At 31.7% G+C, this 17,819-nt stretch carries 12 protein-coding genes and 1 tRNA gene; 4 read left to right on the forward strand and 9 right to left on the reverse strand.

What is annotated here, in order from left to right; genetic code table 11:
* Positions 1–135: 135 nt before the first annotated feature.
* From pgeF to fusA, 3 genes are all read left to right on the forward strand, one after another.
* Complete coding sequence (gene pgeF, locus LPC16_RS03545; RefSeq protein WP_229636847.1) at positions 136–933, forward strand: peptidoglycan editing factor PgeF; 798 nt, start codon at positions 136–138, stop codon at positions 931–933.
* A gap of 586 nt (positions 934–1,519) precedes the next feature.
* Positions 1,520–3,211 (forward strand): ABC transporter permease, encoded by a 1,692-nt coding sequence (locus tag LPC16_RS03550; protein WP_229636848.1) that lies wholly within the window; start codon positions 1,520–1,522, stop codon positions 3,209–3,211.
* A gap of 455 nt (positions 3,212–3,666) precedes the next feature.
* The gene (fusA, locus tag LPC16_RS03555; RefSeq protein ID WP_229636849.1) at positions 3,667–5,754 is read left to right on the forward strand and encodes an elongation factor G; all 2,088 of its coding nucleotides are present in this window, start codon (positions 3,667–3,669) and stop codon (positions 5,752–5,754) included.
* Between the two features lie 189 nt (positions 5,755–5,943).
* On the opposite strand, the gene LPC16_RS03560 is transcribed toward fusA, so the two are convergent.
* The 5 genes from LPC16_RS03560 to LPC16_RS03580 all read right to left on the reverse strand — a co-directional run bounded on the left by LPC16_RS03560 (position 5,944) and on the right by LPC16_RS03580 (position 13,683).
* Positions 5,944–7,074, reverse strand: coding sequence for a SpoIID/LytB domain-containing protein (locus LPC16_RS03560; protein ID WP_229636850.1), 1,131 nt, complete (start codon positions 7,072–7,074; stop codon positions 5,944–5,946).
* A 222-nt stretch (positions 7,075–7,296) separates the two neighbouring features.
* Positions 7,297–9,606 (reverse strand): ribonucleoside-diphosphate reductase subunit alpha, encoded by a 2,310-nt coding sequence (locus tag LPC16_RS03565; protein ID WP_437103707.1) that lies wholly within the window; start codon positions 9,604–9,606, stop codon positions 7,297–7,299.
* 1,080 nt (positions 9,607–10,686) lie between these two features.
* Positions 10,687–11,454, reverse strand: coding sequence for a Ycf66 family protein (locus LPC16_RS03570; RefSeq protein WP_040054195.1), 768 nt, complete (start codon positions 11,452–11,454; stop codon positions 10,687–10,689).
* Positions 11,455–11,771: 317 nt separating this feature from the next.
* The gene (lpdA, locus tag LPC16_RS03575) at positions 11,772–13,214 is read right to left on the reverse strand and encodes a dihydrolipoyl dehydrogenase (RefSeq protein ID WP_229636852.1); all 1,443 of its coding nucleotides are present in this window, start codon (positions 13,212–13,214) and stop codon (positions 11,772–11,774) included.
* A gap of 396 nt (positions 13,215–13,610) precedes the next feature.
* Positions 13,611–13,683: transfer RNA gene (locus tag LPC16_RS03580), tRNA-Arg, on the reverse strand.
* Between the two features lie 244 nt (positions 13,684–13,927).
* On the opposite strand from LPC16_RS03580, the gene LPC16_RS03585 reads away from it, so the two are divergent.
* Complete coding sequence (locus tag LPC16_RS03585) at positions 13,928–14,884, forward strand: ribose-phosphate pyrophosphokinase (protein ID WP_407084196.1); 957 nt, start codon at positions 13,928–13,930, stop codon at positions 14,882–14,884.
* A gap of 322 nt (positions 14,885–15,206) precedes the next feature.
* On the opposite strand, the gene LPC16_RS03590 is transcribed toward LPC16_RS03585, so the two are convergent.
* From LPC16_RS03590 to LPC16_RS03605, 4 genes are all read right to left on the reverse strand, one after another.
* A complete protein-coding gene (locus LPC16_RS03590; protein ID WP_040054198.1) occupies positions 15,207–15,458 on the reverse strand; it encodes a hypothetical protein in 252 nt (83 codons plus the stop codon).
* An 11-nt stretch (positions 15,459–15,469) separates the two neighbouring features.
* Positions 15,470–15,739: an asr0689 family protein gene (locus LPC16_RS03595; RefSeq protein ID WP_040054199.1), complete on the reverse strand. Its 270-nt coding sequence runs from the start codon at positions 15,737–15,739 to the stop codon at positions 15,470–15,472.
* Between the two features lie 55 nt (positions 15,740–15,794).
* On the reverse strand, positions 15,795–16,772 hold the full coding sequence (locus LPC16_RS03600; protein WP_229636853.1) for a hypothetical protein: 978 nt from the start codon (positions 16,770–16,772) through the stop codon (positions 15,795–15,797).
* A gap of 615 nt (positions 16,773–17,387) precedes the next feature.
* A complete protein-coding gene (locus LPC16_RS03605) occupies positions 17,388–17,612 on the reverse strand; it encodes an NAD(P)H-quinone oxidoreductase subunit O (RefSeq protein ID WP_040054201.1) in 225 nt (74 codons plus the stop codon).
* Between the last annotated feature and the right edge of the window lie 207 nt (positions 17,613–17,819).

Below are 17,819 nucleotides of genomic sequence, written 5' to 3' on the forward strand. Positions count from 1 at the left end.
AATAGGCGGCATTTCTGATAATCTTTTCAAGCAAAATTTTGAAAAAATGATAGATTATAACAGTGCAGCAACACAAATAAATATCTGTGTTGAAACTTTATAGTATTTATTCTCACATCTTAGTTCTAGCTTTATATGGTAACTGATGAATTAACTGCAAATTGGCAATGGAAAATATTAAAAGGTTCGCCTTACTTGACATGTAGTCTTTTGAGCAAATGGACTCACGGTTTTTTTACAAGATCTTTTTATCCTTTATTCCCTGAAGAAATAGGAAAATTTTTTCATTTAAATATAACCAACTATCAATTAAAACAGGTACATAGTAATCTTATTTTGTCATCTGATGAAATTGATAAATTTTCTTTTAATAGTAGATTGCTTCTAGGAGATGGGATAATTTCGAATAAGAAAGAACAAGCTCTTTGGGTGGCTAGTGCAGACTGTGTGCCTATTCTGATAGGAGATCGTAAAACAGGTTATGTTGCTGTAGTTCATGCTGGATGGAAAGGAACTGCACAACGCGTTGTACCAGAAGCAATCATTCGGTTACAAGCTTGGGGAAGTTCTATAGAAAACTTGTATGTTGCGATGGGTCCAGCAATTAGTGGACGTGTATATCAGGTTTCTGAGACTGTCGCTACAAAAATACTAATGAGTTTGTTTAACAATAAAAAAGCATATGATATAAATGATATGCTAGAGTTTTTGCATAACACTCCTAATATTCCTGTTTTTTTTGATCATATAAAAAATAAGTTTTATATAAGTATTGCTCAAGTTAATCAGATTCAATTAGAACAACTAGGTGTTCAGAAGAACAAAATATCTATCGCTCCTTATTGTACATATCAATCTTCTTCTAATTTTTTTTCTTACAGACGTACTAATGCTAGACGGATTCAATGGTCAGGTATCATATCAGATACATAAATTTTAAAAAAATTATTTTATCTCATTTAATAATTATTGCAATATTATTTCCTCATCTTATATTTTATAAGAAAATTATCTTAAGCATAAAGTTAATAACAATAAAAAGTTATCCTTAAGATTTTCAATTTTTTCATAAAAATAACTTTTGATTTGTACAATTGATATTCTATTTTAAATATTGATAATTAGTTAAGATCTTCCTTTCGACTTGTTTTATAGAGCATTAATCTTGAACAAAGTCTTTGCTACATATATCTTGAAGTAAGAATTCTCATACTAACTACTTTTTTAGCTTTTCCTATTTACTCTAATGAACTATTTTAAAAGTTGATAAGCTATGATTAATGATGTTTATAATCATTAGAAATGCAGAAATTTCTAATACCTAAAACTATGATAGTTTTTATAAGTCTTATTAAGTACGTATCCCAAGTGATTTTTAGCCAATTAGTTAACGACAAATAAAATGAAAAGGAACCATTGAAATATTGTTAAATATTTAAAAAGGCTTATTTGTAAAAATCTTGAATGACTGTACACCTTTTAATTATACTTAGTTATTGAGGTATTTAAATAAGAATTTATGACCGAATCGACCCCTGCCTCGAATGTCCCTAATACTTTAATCGGACGTCTTTCTTCAAAAGGGTGGATAGTAGTAGTCATTATGATTGCTGCTTTAATCTCAACTCCTATATTATTTGTATTCAGTAGTATTTTTACTGATGCAGGAGCTATCTGGCAGCATTTAGCTGATACGGTTTTAACTGACTACATTCTAAATTCTTTATGTTTAATGCTAGGCGTAGGAATTGGAGTATTAATTATTGGGGTTACAACTGCATGGCTTGTTAGTCTTTGTTATTTTACGGGGTGTGATTGGTTTGAATGGCTTTTATTAATGCCTTTGTCTGCTCCAGCCTATCTTTTGGCTTATACTTACACCGATATGTTGGATTACTATGGTCCTGTACAAATAGCTCTTAGAAATTGGTTTGGATGGCAAGACTTTAACGATTACTGGTTCCCAAATATCCGCTCACTGTGGGGAGCAGTTATCATGCTAATTCTAGTACTTTATCCTTATGTCTATCTACTAGCAAGAACTGCTTTCTTAGAGCAATCTATTTGTACGTTAGAAGCTAGTCGTTCTTTAGGTTGCAGTCCATGGCAAAGTTTTTTAAAGGTTACTCTTCCTTTAGCTCGTCCAGCTATTATAGCGGGATTAGCTTTGTCTTTAATGGAAACATTAAATGATTTTGGGACTGTCCAGTATTTTGGAATTAACACCTTTACCACAGGTATATTTAGTATTTGGTTTGATTTCGGAGAGAGACAAGCAGCTGGACAATTAGCTGCTTGTCTAATGTTATTCATTTTTTGTTTAATTATTTTAGAACTATGGTCTCGCCGGAAGATCCGTTATTATCAGAATAGTAGTGCTCGTATAAGATTACCTCGCTATCAGTTAAAATCATGGCGAGGTTTAATTGCTTGGCTAGTTTGCTTTTTGCCTTTTCTAGGGGGATTTCTCATACCTGCTATCTACCTAACTAAGTTAGTTATTGTTAATTTTACTACTGCCTTTGCCAATAATTTTTGGGGTCTAGCTAGTCATAGTTTGACTGTTGCTTTTATAAGCTCAATTCTCTCTGCTACCTTAGCTTTAGTTATGGCTTATGGACAACGTTCAGAAAATAATTTTCTTACCAATACATCTATTAAAGTTGCGGCCCTTGGATACGCTATTCCAGGATCAGTTATCGCAGTAGGAATACTAATTCCTTTAGGACGTTTAGATAATATGATCACTAACTTTATTGGACAAATTTTTGAGATAAAAGTTGGTCTCTTAATTAGCGGTACAATAATAGCCTTAATCTATTCTTATCTAGTAAGATTCCTAGCCGTTGCTTTTGGATCGGTTGATTCCAGCTTGGGAAAAATAAAACCTAGTCTAGATGATGCTGCTAGGAGTTTAGGATCTACACCTAGAAAAAATTTAATTAAGATTCATACACCTTTAATGACTGGCGGGATACTTACAGCAATCATGCTAGTTTTTGTAGATGTAATGAAAGAGCTTCCTGCTACACTAGTCATTCGTCCTTTTAATTTTGATACCTTAGCAATTAGAGTTTATCAATATGCCTCAGATGAACGGCTTTCGGAAGCTGCTGCACCAGCATTAGCTATTGTTTTAGTTGGTTTAATTCCTGTTATTTTTCTTAGTTGGCAAATTACCAGATCACGACGTCATCAAGACTCTTTTTAGAATTATTAGTGATAAAAACTTTAAATATTTTTTCATAATTAAAATCATGAAAAAATATTTTATTTCTGATAAGGGAATTGATATATATTAAATAATTTATAAAAAAACGTTTTAGTCTGGAGTTAGTATTGTTGTTCAGTTATGACATGACATAGAATTTTTCTCATTATTGGAAAAGATAACTTAAGACGATCAACATTACTTTCTTAAGATGCTATATTCTCTCTAATCTAATTCGGTCAAAGTAATCTACAATTAACTACGATCACCATAAAAAACACAGGGTAAATCATCTAGTCCATACTAAAACCTATAGAACAAAAACTACTCAAGATTTATTATCACGAGAAACTGGTTTTAGTATGGACTAGTTATAAAGGCAACATTTATGTTCCCTCTGAGTATTACTTAATGGTAGAAATTACCTATTATCAAATCTAAAGCTAGAAATAAATATGACGAAAAACCTAACTTATTATCGTAACATTGGCATCTTTGCTCATGTGGATGCTGGAAAAACTACCACTACTGAAAGAATTCTAAAATTAACAGGTAAAATTCATAAAATTGGTGAAGTACATGAAGGTGCTGCAACTACTGACTTTATGGAACAAGAGCAAGAAAGAGGTATTACTATCCAATCTGCAGCTACTAGCTGCTTCTGGAGAGATCATCAACTAAATATTATTGATACTCCAGGTCACGTTGATTTCACTATCGAGGTTTACCGCTCTTTAAAAGTTTTAGATGGTGGTATTGGCGTTTTTTGTGGTTCAGGAGGTGTAGAACCTCAGTCTGAAACAAATTGGCGCTATGCTAATGACTCTAAAGTTGCTCGTATTATTTATATTAATAAGCTAGACAGAACTGGTGCCGACTTTTTTAGAGTTGTCAAGCAAGTTGATGAAATATTAGCTGCTAAGCCTATTGTTATGGTAATACCTATTGGGATAGAAAATGATTTCTGTGGCGTAGTAGATCTACTTACTGAAAAATCATGGACTTGGGATGATTCTGGAGATCCAATGAAATATACGGTAAAAGATGTTCCTGAAGAAATGAAAGAGCAGGTAGCAGAATATCGAGAAATGCTAATCGAAACTGCTATAGAACAAGATGATAGCTTAATGGAAAAGTATCTTGAGGGAGAAGAATTAACTATTGAAGAAATTAAGTTTTGTATTCGAAAAGGTACTCGTGATCTTGCCTTCTTTCCTACTTATTGTGGTTCCTCTTTCAAAAACAAAGGAGTTCAGTTAGTATTAGATGCTGTTATTGACTATCTTCCTAACCCCATGGAGGTAAAACCTCAACCAGAAGTAAATCTAGAAGGAGAAGAAACAGGAAGCTATGCTATCGTAGACGCGGATAAGCCTTTAAGAGCATTAGCCTTCAAAATCATGGATGATCGTTTTGGATCACTAACCTTCACACGTATTTATTCAGGAAAAATTGCTAAAGGTGACACAATATTAAATACTGCGACAGGAAAAACAGAAAGAATTAGTCGTCTAGTGGAAATGCATGCTGATTCCCGAGAAGAAGTAGAATCTGCACAGGCAGGAGATATCATAGCTATTGTAGGCATGAAAAATGTCCAAACAGGTCATACTTTATGTGATCCCAAGTTTCCTGCAACACTAGAGCCTATGATTTTCCCGGATCCTGTAATATCTGTTGCCGTATCACCTAAGAAAAAAGGTGAAAACGAGAAGATGGCTTTAGCTATAAGTAAAATGGTTCAAGAAGATCCATCGTTCTATATGGAAACGGATAAAGAAAGTGGTGAAACCATAATCAAAGGAATGGGAGAATTACACTTGGATATAAAAGTTGATATTCTTAACCGTACTCATGGAATTGAAGTAGAAGTTGGTAAACCACAAGTAGCTTATCGTGAATCCATTACTAAAGTTATCAAAGATACTTATATTCATAAGAAACAGTCTGGTGGTTCCGGACAATTTGCTAAAATTGATTACAGTATCGAACCGGGAGAACCTGGTAGCGGTTTTCAGTTTACTTCAAAAGTTACAGGAGGTAATGTTCCAAGAGAGTTTTGGCCTGCAGTACAAAAAGGCTTTGAAGCCAGTGTACAAAAAGGTGTTCTTGCTGGTTATCCTTGTGTAGATTTAACAGTAACTCTTTCGGATGGATCATTTCATCCGGTTGATTCTTCAGCGATAGCCTTTGAAATTGCAGCTAGAGCTGCTTACCGTCAAACAGTTCCTAAAGCTGGACCTCAATTATTAGAACCTATTATGAATGTAGATGTTTTTACTCCTGAAGATTACATGGGAGATGTAATAGGTGATATTAATCGTCGTCGTGGTATGATCAAATCTCAAAATTCTACACCTATGGGAGCACGAATTAAAGCAGATGTTCCTTTAAGTGAAATGTTTGGTTATATAGGTGATTTACGTACAATGACATCTGGACGTGGTCAGTTTTCTATGGAATTTTCTCACTATGCTCCAGCTCCAAGTAATGTGGCGGAAGAAGTTATTAAAGAAACAAAAGAACGTCAAGCTTCCTCTTAATTAGCAAAATTTACCTAATATTAATATGTTTCCTAATTGAAAAATATTACTTATTAGTGTCTTGAAATATATGATTTTCTTATGTTTAGAATATTCCAAACATAAGAAAATCATATATCTGTAAATTATTGCTTTTTAACCAAATTTTATATTATTAATTTTTTATAAAAAAAATAGTTACATGACTTACTATATTTTTTCTTTTAGAAGAGTTAAATCAGAATTTTGATAGTAGTGACTTAAAATTCGATAATAAGGAATATTCTGTTTTGCTAAATAATAACTTCCCCACTGACTCATTCCAATTCCATGTCCAAAACCTCTTCCTCTAATTGTAAAAAGACCTTGATCAATTGATATTCTAAATCCAGTACTTTTTAACTTTAATATTTTACGTAGTTCTATTCCTGAGACCCTTCGAGAACCTTGATCACCCAAGACATTTAAGGTCACTATACGACCGCTTGGAGTAACTTTACCAGGAACTAGTGAGTATATTGTGCCTAATCCATTTATTAATTGCCCGATTTCTGTTGAACTAAAAGTTTGATTCCATGAAAATACAGGAGAAAGTTGATCATAGTCTGGAACTCCCTGTAAATAAGATAAAGACGAATTCCATACATTCTCAACATTCTCTGTATGACCACCAGAAGATGAATGAAATACAGATAAAATAAGTTTTCCATTATGAGTCAAAACTTCCTTAGAAGTCACTTTAACTGCATTATGAGTGGCTAGAGACTCTGTCTCTATACCCCTGTAAATTTGCGTCTTAGTGGTTGTATCTAAGTCATAGTGTATGTTACCTGAAGTGGATGTTTTAAAAAGTGCATAAGTACGTGAAACTATTGCTTGAGCTTTTAACGCTTCTTTAGGCCATGTAGGATAAGATTCACCACCGACAACACTATAGAGATATTCATTTAAATCGACTAAATTAATTACTATTATTGTCTTTCCTTGACTAATGAGTAATATTTTCCCTCGATACCAGCGATTATTTATCCAAACTACACCTTTTCCTTGAGGTTCTATTAGAAAATAACTTAATTTCCAGTGCTTGAGACTAATTTTATTTTCATTAAACAGTTTTATTTTAAAGCTATTTAATGGAGCTAAAGTACCTATTTGTTTTCCTTGATTATTTATAACATTAGCTGGAGAAGAACTACCTATATATAAAGTTTTTACATTTTTTTTAATAGCAACTCGAAGTTCTGTAGAAGCATGTGTAGATGAACAAGAAAATAATATTATATAAAATATTAAACTTCTAAAAAGCGTGATAATAAATGGATTTTTTAAACTTATTATCATAGACTTTACTTTTTAAATCCTCATAAATATACGAGATCTATATTGTATTTAATATCTTGTCAAACTTTCAGCACATGGTTTTAGATAAGTTTGGCAAATCTTAAATATAAATCATAAAATTAGGCTTCAAAGTTATTTTCAGAATTAAAAATAACTTTGAAGCCTAATTATAATCCTACTAATTAAAAACAAGAATATTTGGTATTTTATTCATAGCATTAATTAATTTGCACAAGAGGTGCAGGTATTGTCAGTATCTTTAAAATCATCCCTTTGGACCGTTCTAACATAATAAATAGCTTTGCAGCCATCTTTCCAGGCTGTTAAAAACATTTTAAAAATGTCTGTAGCTGATAGAGAACGTTCAGGTTCTTCAGGTAGATAAATTCCTTGATTTAAATTGAACAACAACTCCATAGATATACCAGTATCTATCCACTGTTGTATTGTTGAAACTGCTTTAACAACTTTTTGCTGATCTAGGACTTTATTTTCATGGTAGAACCAAAAAGACTCCTTTATAAAAGGGGGAGCGATAGGTACTGTCCCCTTTGCCCATTTATCATAGAAAAAACGGCTATAAACAGGAAGAATGCTTGCTGTACAGCCTTGTACTAAAGAAGAAGAAGTATTAGGAGCTATCGCCGTAATATGAGAATTACGAATACCATAAGTTTTAATATTCTCTGACAATTCTACCCAGCGTTCTTTTTGGGAAGCATTTTCTATAAACCAGTCAACAGATTTTGAACCAATTAACTTACCTTTACTCCAATCACTCCCTGTAAATGCATTATACGCACCTCTCTCTTTAGATAATTCCATAGATGTATGAGTACACCAATAGCCAACTTCCTCAAATAGTTGACTAATTTCATCTAGATTGTCATATGTCAAAAATCTTTTTGCTAACCAATCTGCTAATCCCATACATCCAACTCCGATAGTGCGATATCTATCATTGTGAGTTTTCGCATAGCTGAATGGAGGATTAGTAATGTCTATAGTATTGTCCAAAATTCGAACTGCTAAATTCGAAAGATAACTCAGCTCAGTATCTTCAACATTTGCTAAATTTAAACTTACTAAATTACAACAATGACTTTCTTTCCTCGGGGCAACATTTGAAAAAGATTCTGTACATAAGTTAACTCCTGGAATATACCCAACATGTTTATTAGGATTCGCCCGATTTATGGTATCTTTAAAGGCTAAATAAGGCATTCCCGTTTCTAACTGAGAACGCATTATAGTTTTAAACAATTCACGAGCATTAATCTTTTTATAAAGGGTAATTTTGTTTCCTAGTTCGGATTCAATTAACCTATAAATTGTTTCGAATTCTTCACCCCACAATTCAGCTAATTCGACACCAAGTTTTATTCGTACTTCATAGGGATCAACTAATGTCCATTCTTGTTTTTTCTCAACTCGCCGCATAAACTCATCTGTTAAGATTAGTTGAGGAAAAACATCATACGCCTTACGTCTTTGATCACCATTCTCTGTTTGCATTTCTAGAAATTCTGGAATATCTAAATGCCAAACATCTACACCAATCGTAATAGCTCCAGCTCTCCTTCCTCCTTGGTTAACAGCTATCGCCGTATCATTTAGTAATTTAATCCAAGGAATAATACCTCCGGAAGCATTAGCTTTGCCCATTACCCAGCTTCCTGTAGCTCTAATACGACTAACATTAGCTCCAACACCACCACCATTTTTAGAAATTCTAGCTGCATTAGTGACACCTTCACAAATACTTTCTAAATCATCATCAATGGCTATAATAAAGCAGCTAGTCAACGAACCTTCTGGGATTCTTAGGTTTGCCAAAATTGGAGTAGCTAAGGATATTTTGCGTGTGGCGATAGCTTCATAAAAACGTTTAGCCCAAGGTAATCGATTTTGAGGAGCTTCAACTATTGCTAGTAACAGAGAACAGGTTAATAAGGCTTCTTGGGGAAGCTCATCTGGTAATAAATAACGACTACTAAGGAGCACTGCCCCAGCATAGTCATAATCTATATCCCAGTCTGAATTAATCCAAGAGCCTGCTTCTTGTAAATCTTCTAAAGAATAAGCAAGCAGGCGTTTGTCATACTGGCAATTTTTTACTTTAGTTTGAACTGTAATTTCGTATTTATCATATTGATAGCCACGACTAACTAAAATATTTTTCCAAAGGCTCCAAATATGTAGTCTGCCAGCAACATAACGCCAGTCAGGCTCTTCAGGACTACACATTTCTAAAGAGCAATTGATTAGATTATTTTGAATATCCTTTGTGGTAATACCATCACGTAAGCGAGTGGTTAGTCCCGCCTCTAAGGCAATACTATTTACATCTTTACCAGAACATGCCCAACTGACGACAGCACGTATTTTTCCAATATCAAGAGCAGTCCAAGATCCATCTCGTCGTTCTACCTTAATTTTACTTGCTCCTAAGTTTGAATAGTGATTAAGGTGAGATGTATTCGTGTCTCCTGGATTGTTTTGTTGGGAGAAATTTGAGACAGTAGATTGCATCATTTACACTAAATAAATTATGACTAAGAAAAAACTAATAGATTGTATACTTGAATTTTGTTACTTTTGTATCAGCTTGAGAAGGATACATTTTTGTTATAACATACATGTGGTGTGACATATGGTATGTTTTTACTAAGAACTCTACAGAAAAAATACAAAAAAAACATTTTTGTCAAATAGATTATTAGGAAAAAATATAAATTCATAAATGAAAATCCTACGCTTAATCCATAGAATATTAAGGTGATTATTAAGAATATTTAATATCTTGTATAGTCTTAAATATTATCCATTCAATACGAAAAACATACAACATGTAATTAATCATATAAAGAATTAAATAATCTTAAGTAAAGATAATAAGAGCCTGCCCTAAAAATTCTCTATATTCTTAGGCATAATTTCTTACAAATTCACATTTTATCAACACTTAATTTCTAAAAAAAAAGAAAATTCTAAGTTGATCAAAGAAATGTAAAATTAATTTACATTGTCAAGTCTACATCATTTTATGTCATTGGTTATCCAAATATATTTTTACAGAATTATTCCGTAGGTCAATTATCATAACATTCTATTGTCTATTATTTCAGTATATTCAGAATATTTTTTATTATCTGGCTACTAATAGTTAAATTATAGTTTTCAGGTTAATACATTAGTATTTTTATAAATAAAATACATTTATATTTCTTGGCTGATAGAATTTAAATAACATTAATTAAAGTTTTTCTCTTAAAGAGAAAAATTTTAATTAGAAAAAAATTATCTTTTGTAATATATTTTCTTGACTACTAAAGATGTTTTAAAAAGATATAAAACAATTTCTAGGATGCCTGTTAACTTTTTGTTTTAAGTATAAATTTTTTACAACTTATACATTTAAGTTATCCAATCATGAATAATGAAAAACTTATGTAATAAAAAATACTATACAAAATTCCTAAATATGTGTATATAGTTATCCTAACTTAATTAGATATTCTACTATTAACGGCTGCGATTCATCACATAGTATAAAAGCTATTAAATCAAAATCAGTTAAATTATTTTAATAAATACAAAATTGCAAACTTTCTATTTATCAAAATTACCAATGTCTTTAAGATTATTATTTTCTTCCTTATACTCTGACTCTGACTTTTCAAGAGGTTGGTAATCAACATAATCGATGTGGTTGTAATTACTTGTTTCAGAGCTAAAATTTTTACTCTTGTTTTGTTTATTAAATTGTGGTCTATTTTTCCGATAGACTTGAGATGAAGATGAAGGTGAGCTGTTTTCCCACATATCGTTTACACTTTTTCGAACATCATAATCATGAGTAAAATTTCTGTTAGAACGAGGCTTTACTCTGGAGGATGAACGGTTACTTCTGGAACGACGAACTCTTTCTTCATTACCTGATCTACGATTATTACGTAGATCACTAGTACCTTTTAAACGAGGGTTATTACGATAACTTTGAGATTTATCCTCATAGGAATCTAAATTATCAAGTTCAGCTTCAGTATATAGACGAGTTTTACTAACTCTACGCCCATTGTCAATAAATGAAGAACTACGTTTAGCTTGCTCCGTAGTTGCTCCCCTTAGACGAATACTTTCTGCAGCAAAGAATATAGCTGACCCTGTTAATAAAAATTGTCCGAATTGTAAAATAGGATCTAATCTCCATCCTTGGAATAGCAAGATCAATCCGCATAGTAAACCAACTGCAGCGAAAAATATATCATGATCTCTTGATAGTTCTGGTCGTACAGAACGCAAAAAATATAAACCAGCTCCGGCTATAGCTAAAAATATTCCCAGTACACTAGCTGAATTCAGTCCAAAATTAACCATTACTGATCTCCATTTCCTATTTTAATAATAACGAATTTTTGTTAATCATCTCCATTTCTCATAATAAATAATCAATACAGTGGCTATTACTCATAATGTAAAAAGTGATTAATATAAAGATTATTTGCTTTTTCAGTATTATAGAAGTAATAGGTCAGTGAAAACCTGACTATTTATATTTATTTTGGTTATCATAAATTACTTAAAGTTATTATGAATAAAGACTATTAACTTTGATATCAAATCTATTCATAAATCATGTTGGTTTCACTTACAAAGATTCTAAACTAGGTATTTGTAATAAAAATTTCAATTTTTTAATTTTTATTACTTACTGTTAAAGCTTTTTTATAAGCATCATCTAAAACTTCAGAAAGGGTTGGATGAGTATGTATATTAAATGCTAAGTTTTGTACAGTTTGATGTTGGCCAATGGAGTTAGCAGCCTCTTGAATGAGGTCAGAAGCATGAGGACCAATAATATGTACTCCTAGCAGTTCTCCACTATCCTTTCTAAAGATAACCTTCACAAAACCATCAGCTTCTCCTTCTGCAAGCGCTTTAGAATTTCCCTTAAAATAAGCTTTAACTGAAGTAATTTCAAAATTTTCTAACTTACCTAACTCTCTTGCTGCAGATTCCGTAAGTCCTACATAACTAATTTCGGGTTCAGTAAAGGTAGCTGCTGGTATACTTCGGTAATCTATTTCCATACTACGTCCACAAATATTTTCAACAGCAATAACTCCTTGGCCGGATGCTACATGAGCTAACATCATCTTGCCAGTTACATCTCCTATTGACCATATATGAGGAATAACTTGGCCATTATTTATCACTTGCATTTTATTGTTAATAGGAATAAATCCTTTTTCTAACTCAATACCAACGTTATCTAATCCAAGATTGCTAGTCGTAGGAATACGACCTGTAGCGACTAGACAGGAATCAACTTCTAAAATATCTACTATTTGTTTAGTTTTAACATCTGTTAGTTCAATGACAACAGGTTTACCTGGAATTATTTTACTTGCGAAAACACCAGAATAGGTTTCAATGTTGCGAGAGTCAATTAATTTTCGTTGAGCAAACTTAGAAATTTCAGTATCAAAGCCAGGAATCAAATTGTCTAATGCTTCTACTATAGTAACTTCACAACCTAATGCGGTATAAATATCAGAAAATTCCAGTCCAATATAACCGCTACCAATAATAGCAATCCATTCCGGTAACTGTTTCAATTTTACTGCCTCGTCACTTGTAAAAACAGTATCATGATCAATTTCTATTCCAGGAGGAACAAAAGGACTTGAACCAGGAGATAATATAATATTTTTTGCTGTAATTTTTTGTTCACTATTATTTGTTAGAACGTTAACTGTTTGGTTATCAATAATTTTTCCTTGACCATATATGATTTCTACTTTTAAATGCTTAAGACTGTTTGTGAGATCTTGACGGATTTTATTTACTAAATTTGTTGCATGATCAGCGATTTTTTCCCTATCAAATTTTACTTCGTCAACCTGAATTCCCAATTTTTGAAGATGATTAAGATTTTGTAATTCTCTTACTTTTTTTGCTGTTGCTAACAAGGCTTTTGAAGGAATACATCCACGGTTAACACAGGTACCACCTATATCATTCATTTCTATTAAAACAGTCTTTAAACCACACTTAACTCCATGCACAGCAGCTGCATGTCCCCCCACTCCTCCACCGATAATAATTAAATCATAATCAAAATCTTTTTTATTCATAGTTTTCTTTATTATATTTAAATTATTTTATTTTACTTAAAATATATACTTTGATGATAAATCTTTTTCAAAAAAAGGTGTTTATAGAAGATTGTGAAGCAGTTTTGTAAGTACAAATCATCTAAACAAGAATAACTATCAATTAAAAAGTATGGGAAATCTACAATATTATTTTTTGAATTCAGATAATAAAGTTACAGATAATTTGTTTATAGCAATTAGTTAAAGTATAAGAATTTAGGAGTAATTTAGCTACTCTGTGAAAGAACCTTAAAAAATAAAAAACATTGTTTTCTAGGGCTTTTAAAACTATATAAGTTTAAAACTTTGATAAATAAACTTTTAATATTAATTTCTGCAGATTGATAATAACTGTAAAATTTATACATGACTAGACGAATACGGAGGGATTCGAACCCCCGACACCCAGGACCGGAACCTGGTGCTCTATCCACTGAGCTACGTATCCAGCCATATTATACTAACATAGTTTATTCAGCTAATATCAATTGCATTAAATATATTAAAAAAAAAAATTAAAATCCTAAATTTGTATATAATTTTGTATTTTTAATATTGATTTCGATATGATTCAGATAGTAATAAATCTGATCAGATATTTAAAAAGCTGAGATGATAAAAATTTGCTATGAATTAAGGATCAAAACTCTCCTGTGAGCCATACTTCACCAATATTAATGCCACATCTTACAATGTCGTCATCGTCAGACAATAATCGTCTAAGACTTTTTTGTGGATCGTCTAACATTGCTCTAGCCCAAGAAATTGCTAGTTATCTAGGAATGGACATTGGACCTATGGTTCGTAAGCGATTCGCCGATGGTGAATTATACGTCCAAATTCAAGAATCAATTCGAGGATGCGATGTTTATTTAATACAACCTTGTTGTAACCCTGTTAATGATCATTTTATGGAGTTACTAATTATGATTGATGCTTGTCGAAGAGCATCTGCGCGTCAGATTACCGCTGTAATCCCTTACTATGGTTATGCTAGAGCCGATAGAAAAACAGCGGGACGTGAATCTATCACAGCAAAACTGGTAGCTAATCTAATAACAGAAGCAGGTGCTCATCGAGTTTTATCTATGGATTTACATTCTGCCCAAATACAAGGTTACTTTGATATACCTTTTGATCATATATATAGTACCCCAGTATTATTGGACTATTTTTCTACAAAGGATTTATCTGATCTTGTAATTGTTTCTCCAGATGTTGGAGGTGTTGCTAGAGCCAGAGCATTTGCTAAAAAACTTGATGACGCTCCATTAGCAATCATCGATAAACGTCGCCAATCTCATAATGTAGCTGAAGTTATGAATATTATTGGGGACGTTAAAGATAAAACAGCTGTTTTAGTTGATGACATGATTGATACAGCCGGAACAATTACGAAGGGAGCAAATTTACTTCGAGAAGAGGGTGCGAGAAGAGTTTATGCCTGTGCTACTCATGCTGTATTTTCTGGTCCCGCTATTTCTCGACTTTCAAGTGGTGTTCTAGAGGAAGTAATAGTTACAAATACGATTCCAATTCCTGAGGAAAATTGTTTTGAACAGCTTACTGTACTATCTGTAGCTAACTTATTAGGAGAAGCTATTTGGCGTGTTCATGAAGATACATCTGTAAGCAGTATGTTTCGTTAAATTAGATCTTCAAGTGTTCTTTAATAATTCTAACTTTTATTCATAAGGTTAGAATTATTAAAGATATAAAATATTACTGAACGAAGCCTTATTTGATTCTATGGATATGGTCACAAATTAATTAATTTTTAATGAAAAAAAGAAATAGTTAAATTCTTAATATCTTAAGGATGAAATATATTTAATTAATAATTTTAAATGAAGAAATAAGCATGAGCTTAGCACATAACAATTCTTACAACTAAAATTATTGGTGGTAAATTTTCTAATAATTAGAATTATATTCTATAGGGAAAATATAGAATTTCCCTATAGAATACAGTCATTGCATTTTCATATCTTTAAGTAAAAATGGCATTATTATTCCTGTAAAGACACTAGAAACGATAAGGGCCATGGTAAAGTTTAAGCCCACTTCTTGAGAGCCAATTAATATTAACAATCCTTCTAGTCCAACTAGTATAAAAGATCCTAATAAGATTCCAAAAACTAATTGTCTGTAAACATAAAGAGGATCACGTAACAATTTACCTTTGAAGAATAATTTTGCTGAGTACCAAACTAAATTAAACATATGTTAAGCTCCTAAATAAATTTAAGAATAATTAAACCAATAATAGCAACAGGAATACCCCCAGCTGGACCTAACAAACCTCCAAGAATACCTGCTAGCTCATATCCCAAGTCTTTTCCAGCCAAAATAATACCACCAATAGCACCTGAAATGGTTGAAAATAATGCAGCGACAAACAACCAAAAAAATCCACTAATTAGAGTTATATCTCCATTCGTTAAGTTAAACAAAAAAGTTTTGACTATAGGGCTAACATTTAGGTGCTCAATAAACACGTTCATATTGAAAATCCTCCTAGATATAGTTTATGTTTATTATTTCTAATAATTTATAAAATTATTGAGAAGAGGCCAACAACTCTTTTTGGACGTTTTGTAACATATTATTCATAATATGTGCCTGCTCTAGTTGTTTGTGATCAGTAAAAATTGCATATGCTTCTTGACAATATTTTTGGCATCTTTTTAAGTTATTGAAATTTCTTACCTTAGAATGTTCAATATTGTCTGGCAAGTTAAACAAAACATTAGCTTTATTGGCAATAGTATTAGCATACTCCAAAGGTGTATCGTTAGCCGTTCTAACTTTTAAAGCTTCGTCGTATGCTTTTAAAGCTTTTAAATTATTTTCTATAGGATGAGAAGTAGGCAGATACTGTAGTGTATTTGCTAAGTTATTTTGTAACATAGCATATTCACTAGGGTAGTTCGTAATCGTAATCCATTTTAATGCTGATTGAAAAGACTGTACTGCAACTCCATATCTAATTTTTTCTTTATCCGGTCCTATAGGTAAAGATAAATAAGCGATTGCAATATTATTCTGTAGGATAGCAAATTCTTGAGGGTAGTTTTCACCAGTAAAGATTTTTGTTGCTTTATAATATATTTGTATAGCTTCCTGTATGGTAGCTTTATTGAAAGCTACTAAACTTTGTAAAACAATTCCTAAATTCATTTGTGTTTCAGCAATTTCTGGAGGGGAAGCATATTTTTCTAAAATAGGTAAGGCCTCTTGATAAGAGCTCCTTGATTCTAGTAATAAGTTTTCTCCATTATCAGGAATAGAACGTAAAGCTGTTCCTATACCTGAAAGACATCTTGCCTTAAGTAGTAACGTATCATGAGTATTTAACTCTAGCCCTTTACGATAAAGAAAAATAGAGTTTTGAATTTGTTCAACTGTTCTTGCTTGGCTTTGTAGCCTAGTTGCCATCTCTATTAGCATTTCGATTTTTTCTGATGTTGTAGCTACTTCAGATTCAATGGCTTTTAAAGCAGCTTTAACGTTAGCATTACTAAAAGTAAGTGTCACAATATTAGTAGTTAGTAGTGTAAAATTAATAAAGAAGTATATACAAAAGTTAACTTCTGTAATTAGACTTAAGCATCTTAATGCTTAGTTCTTTAAATATATTTGAATATATATTCTTATTGAATCAAAAAAAAATTATTTTACTAAACTTCCTTGGTATTTTTTAATAAATCTGTTTTGATTATTTTTATTTAATAAAATCAGGACTACTGCTAAAAAGTCATGGTTAGTCATTTAGTCCTAACTTACTTAAAGTAGAATGCACTATAATACACATTTATAGCTTAGGGGAAATACTATTGTTATTCGTTTAGAAATAATGCTATAAATATTGATATAAGAACAAAAAAATCCTAAGAATCTCTAACCAAAATAACTTATTTATGTTTGCGAATAAAATCGATATATTTTACCCGGCTTATTCATGACAAGAGATTATTTACTAATAAACATAAGATTTAAAGAATGTTTAACTAAAAGAATTCTTACTGTCTGAAAAAATAAATATCAGCCGGGATTTTATTAAATATATGGAATATAAATGACCATATCATTACTGAGATTAAGGTAACAAAGAATGACACGATATTGATATCAATAGTACTTCACTGCCATCTATTTATCTGATAAGATTTCTAATTGATCTATACGCAACCAAACACTAGGAGCTGGCGCTGAAAATTGAATTAAAGCATATTCATCGTTTAGGTCTAATATCTCGCCTTTTGTTTCAAATAAATAGCTTGGGAAACGTTTATCGCTGGCCTTCCCTTCCAAGCTATTTTCTAAACTTTCTTTAATTACGCGAATCAACATACCTTTCTTAATTTGAGCTGCCATAACTAATTACTAACTTTAAAACTTATTCTCTAATTTTTATTCTAACAAATAATGGGTGGTTAATAGATTGTGAACAATGTTTTATTTAAGTCAATAAAGAAAAACTCTATTTAAAGAGAGAAATATTCCGTAAATTAAGATTAGTTACTTTAGGTCAAATAAGAAAAAACTAATCACGAACTGTTACCATGATCATTAATCCTGATA

The organism is cyanobacterium endosymbiont of Braarudosphaera bigelowii (genome assembly GCF_020885515.1).
Taxonomy (GTDB): domain Bacteria; phylum Cyanobacteriota; class Cyanobacteriia; order Cyanobacteriales; family Microcystaceae; genus Atelocyanobacterium; species Atelocyanobacterium thalassa_A.